Origin of the sequence: Natronospira sp., from assembly GCF_007134575.1 — a bacterium.
GTDB lineage: Bacteria > Pseudomonadota > Gammaproteobacteria > Natronospirales > Natronospiraceae > Natronospira > Natronospira elongata.
The window spans coordinates 1-3,687 of sequence record NZ_SLKM01000204.1 but is presented as its reverse complement, the minus strand read 5'-3'; the positions used below and the strand labels follow the sequence as shown (position 1 = coordinate 3,687).

Below are 3,687 nucleotides of genomic sequence, written 5' to 3'. Positions count from 1 at the left end.
CTCCGTTGAACGCCTGAGCCTCCCTCCACAGTAGTCTGTCGGGGCGGTTTCTTGCAGCCGTGCCCCCCCTCCCGGATCATCCCCGCCATGCTGAACGCACTGAAGAGACTGCTCGGCCGCGAGCACCCGCTGGCCGCGGCCGCCCGCGCGGTGGACCAGGGGCGCGCCGGGATCGAGACCGTGCTCGGCCTGCCGCACCGCCTGTCGGTCCCGCTGCTGGAACGCCACTTCGGGCAGGACGTCATCGCCTCCGATGCCGACTTCCGCGCCACCGGCCGCGACGGCCACTGGGAACTGCCGGCGCCGGCCCCCGAGTTCGAGGTACGCCTGTTCGGCGACCCCGAGGGCCGCCTGACCCTGGGCACCATCCGCGGGCGCGGCCCCTACCAGGGGCTGGTGGTATCCAGCGAATGGTCGCCGGAACACCCGGCCGCGGTCTGGCAGGCACGGGTGGAGGAACCGGCGGGCGAGTCCGCCCGTGCGCTGCACGACTACCTGCTGTCCGGGCAATAGAAATCCGCCACACCCGGCCCCATGCTCGGGGTAGCGACAGCCCACCACAGCGGAGGCGGCGACATGGCAAACAACTCCCCCCGCACCATCTCGCTGGTGCTCGGCAGTGGCGGCGCCCGCGGCCTGGCACAGATCGGGATCATCCGCTGGCTGGAACAGAACGCCCGCTACGAGATCGGCTCCATTGCCGGCTCGTCCATGGGGGCGCTGATCGGCGGCATCTACGCCGCCGGCAAGCTCGATGCCTACGAGGAATGGGTGAAGACCCTGCGCCGCCAGGACGTCTGGCGCCTGCTCGACTTCTCCTTCAGCGGCGTCGGCCTGATCCGCGGCGACCGCCTGATCGAAAAACTGCGCGACATGCTCGGCGACACCAACATCGAGGATCTCCCGGTGTCGTACACCGCGGTGGCCACCGACATCGAGCGCCAGCGCGAGGTCTGGCTGAACCGCGGCTCGCTGTTCGACGCCATCCGCGCCTCCATCGCCATCCCCACCGTGTTCACCCCGGTGCGCCACAACGGCCGCCTGCTGGTGGACGGCGGCCTGCTGAACCCGGTGCCGATCGCCCCCACCCTGAATGACGACACCGACAGCACGTTCGCCGTCAGCCTCAACGGCCGCGTCAGCGACGAGATCACCCACCTGCTGCGCACCACCACGCGCAACCACAATCATCGCGACTCGCTCAGCGCGGCGCTCAATCACCGCGTGCGCGACGCCCTGCCCGACCAGGTCGACAGCTGGCTGCAGGACTGGCAGACCCGCCTGGGGCTGGGCGAGACCGACCCCAACCTGAGCCCCGAGCAGGAGGCCCGCGCCCTCGGCCTGATCGACATCGTTTCCCACTCGATCGAGGCCATGCAGGGCAGCATCGCGCGCTTCCGCATCGCCGCCTACAATCCCGACCATCTGATCGAGATCCCGGTGAACGCCTGCGGCGTGTTCGACTTCCACCGCGCCAGCGAAATGATCGACCTCGGCTACCAACTGGCCGAACTCCGCCTGCGCAACGGGAACGGCAACGGCAACGGCAACGGGAACGACAGCGGGAACGGGAATAACAACGGCCAACCCACCGAAACCCCATAACCGCAGCCCCCTGGCCGATCACGGCCTGTCCAACGCCGCGGTCGCGTGCAAGCACGCTCCAACAGGGCGACGACTGCACCGCAGGTAGGGGCCACCTGTAGGAGCGGCCTTGGCCGCGACCCAGCGCCAGCCTCCGGCAAACCCCGCTTCGCTGCAGGAAGCCCGCCCCTGGCCGATCGCAGCCGGCCGACACCCCACCGCCCGAAGGGGCAGCCTCGGGTCAATGACGAAAATGCACGAACAGCCGGCCGTGGTTCTTCGAATCCTTCTCCACCCGGTGATAACGGGCCTTCACCTCCGGCTGCTGCAGAAAACGCAGCACCCGCTTCTTCAGCTGCCCGCTGCCCTTGCCGTGAATGATCTCCACCGTCCGGATGCGCTTGTCGCAGGCCTCGTCGATCACGCCGTTGAGCGCGGCATCAATGCGCCGCCCGTTGCGAAAGCACTCGTGCAGATCAATCGAAAGTCGGGACATGAAAAAGATACCCCCGGAAATTGCACAGCCCGTTCCGCCACCCTGCCCCGGCCAGCCGCGCCTGACAACCCAGCCACCACCGGCAGTCCGGCCACACCACCGCGCCGCGCCACGGATGGCCGGAACCGGCAAGACGATGATCCAGATCAACCAATCATGCGGTTTGCGGTTCGCACGCCTTCCCTTCCGCAGTACTCGCCCGGTATCAGGGGAAATGCGCCGTGCATCACATCGCGGCAATCCGGCCAACCACGATAACAACCCAGCAATCTGCCGAGTCCGCGACCGGCGCGCACACGGCGAACGCCGACACATCCGCGTTTGCCTGGCGGTACTACACGGAAGAAGACCGAAGGGGGCAGCACATGCACGGACTTGTCTGGAGTTCCGATCTGGAACTCGGTATCGAGGTGATCGACGAGCAGCACAAGCGCATCTTCGAATACCTGCAGCAGATCGACCTCGCCATCGACAACGGCGACACGCAGCAGGTACACGACGTGGTGCAGGGAGTGCTCGACTACACCCAGTCCCACCTGACCTTCGAGGAAGGCCTGATGGAGCAGGCCGGGTATCCCTGCCTCGACGCCCACCGCAAGGTGCACCAGGCCTTCGCGGCACGCATCCACCGGCTGGAAAGCGAACTCAAACAGGGACGCGACACCATGGCCGTGGCGCGCAAGGTGCGCTCCGATCTCGGCCTGTGGCTGATGAACCACATCCGCCGCGACGACCAGGACTACGTCAAACACGTAAAGCCGATCGTCGCCGGCAGCTGGATCAAGCGCTGGCGCACCCGCATCTTCGGCAGCTGACCCGCAGGAGGCCAGCCCCGGACGACCATTGCCTGTCCGACGCCGCGGTCGCGTGCAAGCACGCTCCTACAGGGTGACGGCTACACCGCAGGCGGGGGGTGCCCCCCGCCTTGTAGGAGCGGCCTTGGCCGCGACCCGGCGCCGGGCCCCGGCAGGCGCCGCGGTCGCGTGCAAGCACGCTCCTACAGGGTGACGCATTGTGTCGGCGGTGGCGGTTGGGGGCTGGGCGGACCCTGCCGGGCGGGGCAAGGGCGCCAGCGGCGGATTGGCGGAGCGCGGTCAGTTCACCGTGACCACGATGCAGCGCGCCAGCTGCTGCACCTTGTGCGACACGCTCCCGGTCAGCAGCCCCTGCAGGGTGCCCAGCCCGCGCGTGCCCATCACGATCATGTCCGCCTCGTGATGCTCGGCCTGGTCCAGGATCACCTGCGCCGGCGAGCCGTCCTCGATGTGCTGCTCGACCTTGGCCACGCCCTGCGCCTCGAAATACTCGCGCGCCCGGTCCACCAGCTTCTGCGCGATGTCGCGCAGCACGCTTGGCGGGATGGAGCTGGCAACAAACGCCCCGCCTGCCCCAACCGAGGGTTCGTCGGGCTCGTCCAGCTCCGACAGCTTGCGGATATGCGCGGGCACCTCGCCCTGCAGCAGCGCGCTCACGATCACCACCCGCGCGCCATAACGCGAGGCGAGATCCGCCGCCACCTCCACCGCACGCCAGGCATGGGCGGAGCCGTCCACCGGCACCAGTATGGTTCGCAGTTCCATATGCCCTCCTCCCGAATCGTCCCCTGT

At 68.2% G+C, this 3,687-nt stretch carries 5 protein-coding genes; 3 read left to right on the top strand and 2 right to left on the bottom strand.

From position 1 onward, the window contains the following. Positions 1-87: 87 nt before the first annotated feature. Both ACJWXQ_RS08095 and ACJWXQ_RS08090 read left to right on the top strand, forming a co-directional pair. On the top strand, positions 88-513 hold the full coding sequence (locus tag ACJWXQ_RS08095) for a hypothetical protein (protein WP_406672553.1): 426 nt from the start codon (positions 88-90) through the stop codon (positions 511-513). Positions 514-576: 63 nt separating this feature from the next. Then, positions 577-1,605: a patatin-like phospholipase family protein gene (locus tag ACJWXQ_RS08090; RefSeq protein WP_406672552.1), complete on the top strand. Its 1,029-nt coding sequence runs from the start codon at positions 577-579 to the stop codon at positions 1,603-1,605. A gap of 220 nt (positions 1,606-1,825) precedes the next feature. On the opposite strand, the gene ACJWXQ_RS08085 is transcribed toward ACJWXQ_RS08090, so the two are convergent. Continuing rightward, entirely contained in the window at positions 1,826-2,080 is a 255-nt protein-coding gene (locus ACJWXQ_RS08085) for a Smr/MutS family protein (protein ID WP_406672551.1), read from the bottom strand. 221 nt (positions 2,081-2,301) lie between these two features. Between ACJWXQ_RS08085 and ACJWXQ_RS08080 the strand changes: the two genes are divergently transcribed. Beyond that, a complete protein-coding gene (locus ACJWXQ_RS08080; RefSeq protein WP_406672550.1) occupies positions 2,302-2,895 on the top strand; it encodes a bacteriohemerythrin in 594 nt (197 codons plus the stop codon). Between the two features lie 279 nt (positions 2,896-3,174). On the opposite strand, the gene ACJWXQ_RS08075 is transcribed toward ACJWXQ_RS08080, so the two are convergent. Beyond that, the gene (locus tag ACJWXQ_RS08075) at positions 3,175-3,660 is read right to left on the bottom strand and encodes a universal stress protein (RefSeq protein WP_406672549.1); all 486 of its coding nucleotides are present in this window, start codon (positions 3,658-3,660) and stop codon (positions 3,175-3,177) included. Positions 3,661-3,687: the final 27 nt, after the last annotated feature.

Coding starts and splice junctions, on each gene's coding strand:
- ACJWXQ_RS08095 (WP_406672553.1), top strand. CDS start 88: ATGCTGAACGCACTGAAGAGACTGCTCGGCCGCGAGCACCCGCTGGCC.
- ACJWXQ_RS08090 (WP_406672552.1), top strand. CDS start 577: ATGGCAAACAACTCCCCCCGCACCATCTCGCTGGTGCTCGGCAGTGGC.
- ACJWXQ_RS08085 (WP_406672551.1), bottom strand. CDS start 2,080: ATGTCCCGACTTTCGATTGATCTGCACGAGTGCTTTCGCAACGGGCGG.
- ACJWXQ_RS08075 (WP_406672549.1), bottom strand. CDS start 3,660: ATGGAACTGCGAACCATACTGGTGCCGGTGGACGGCTCCGCCCATGCC.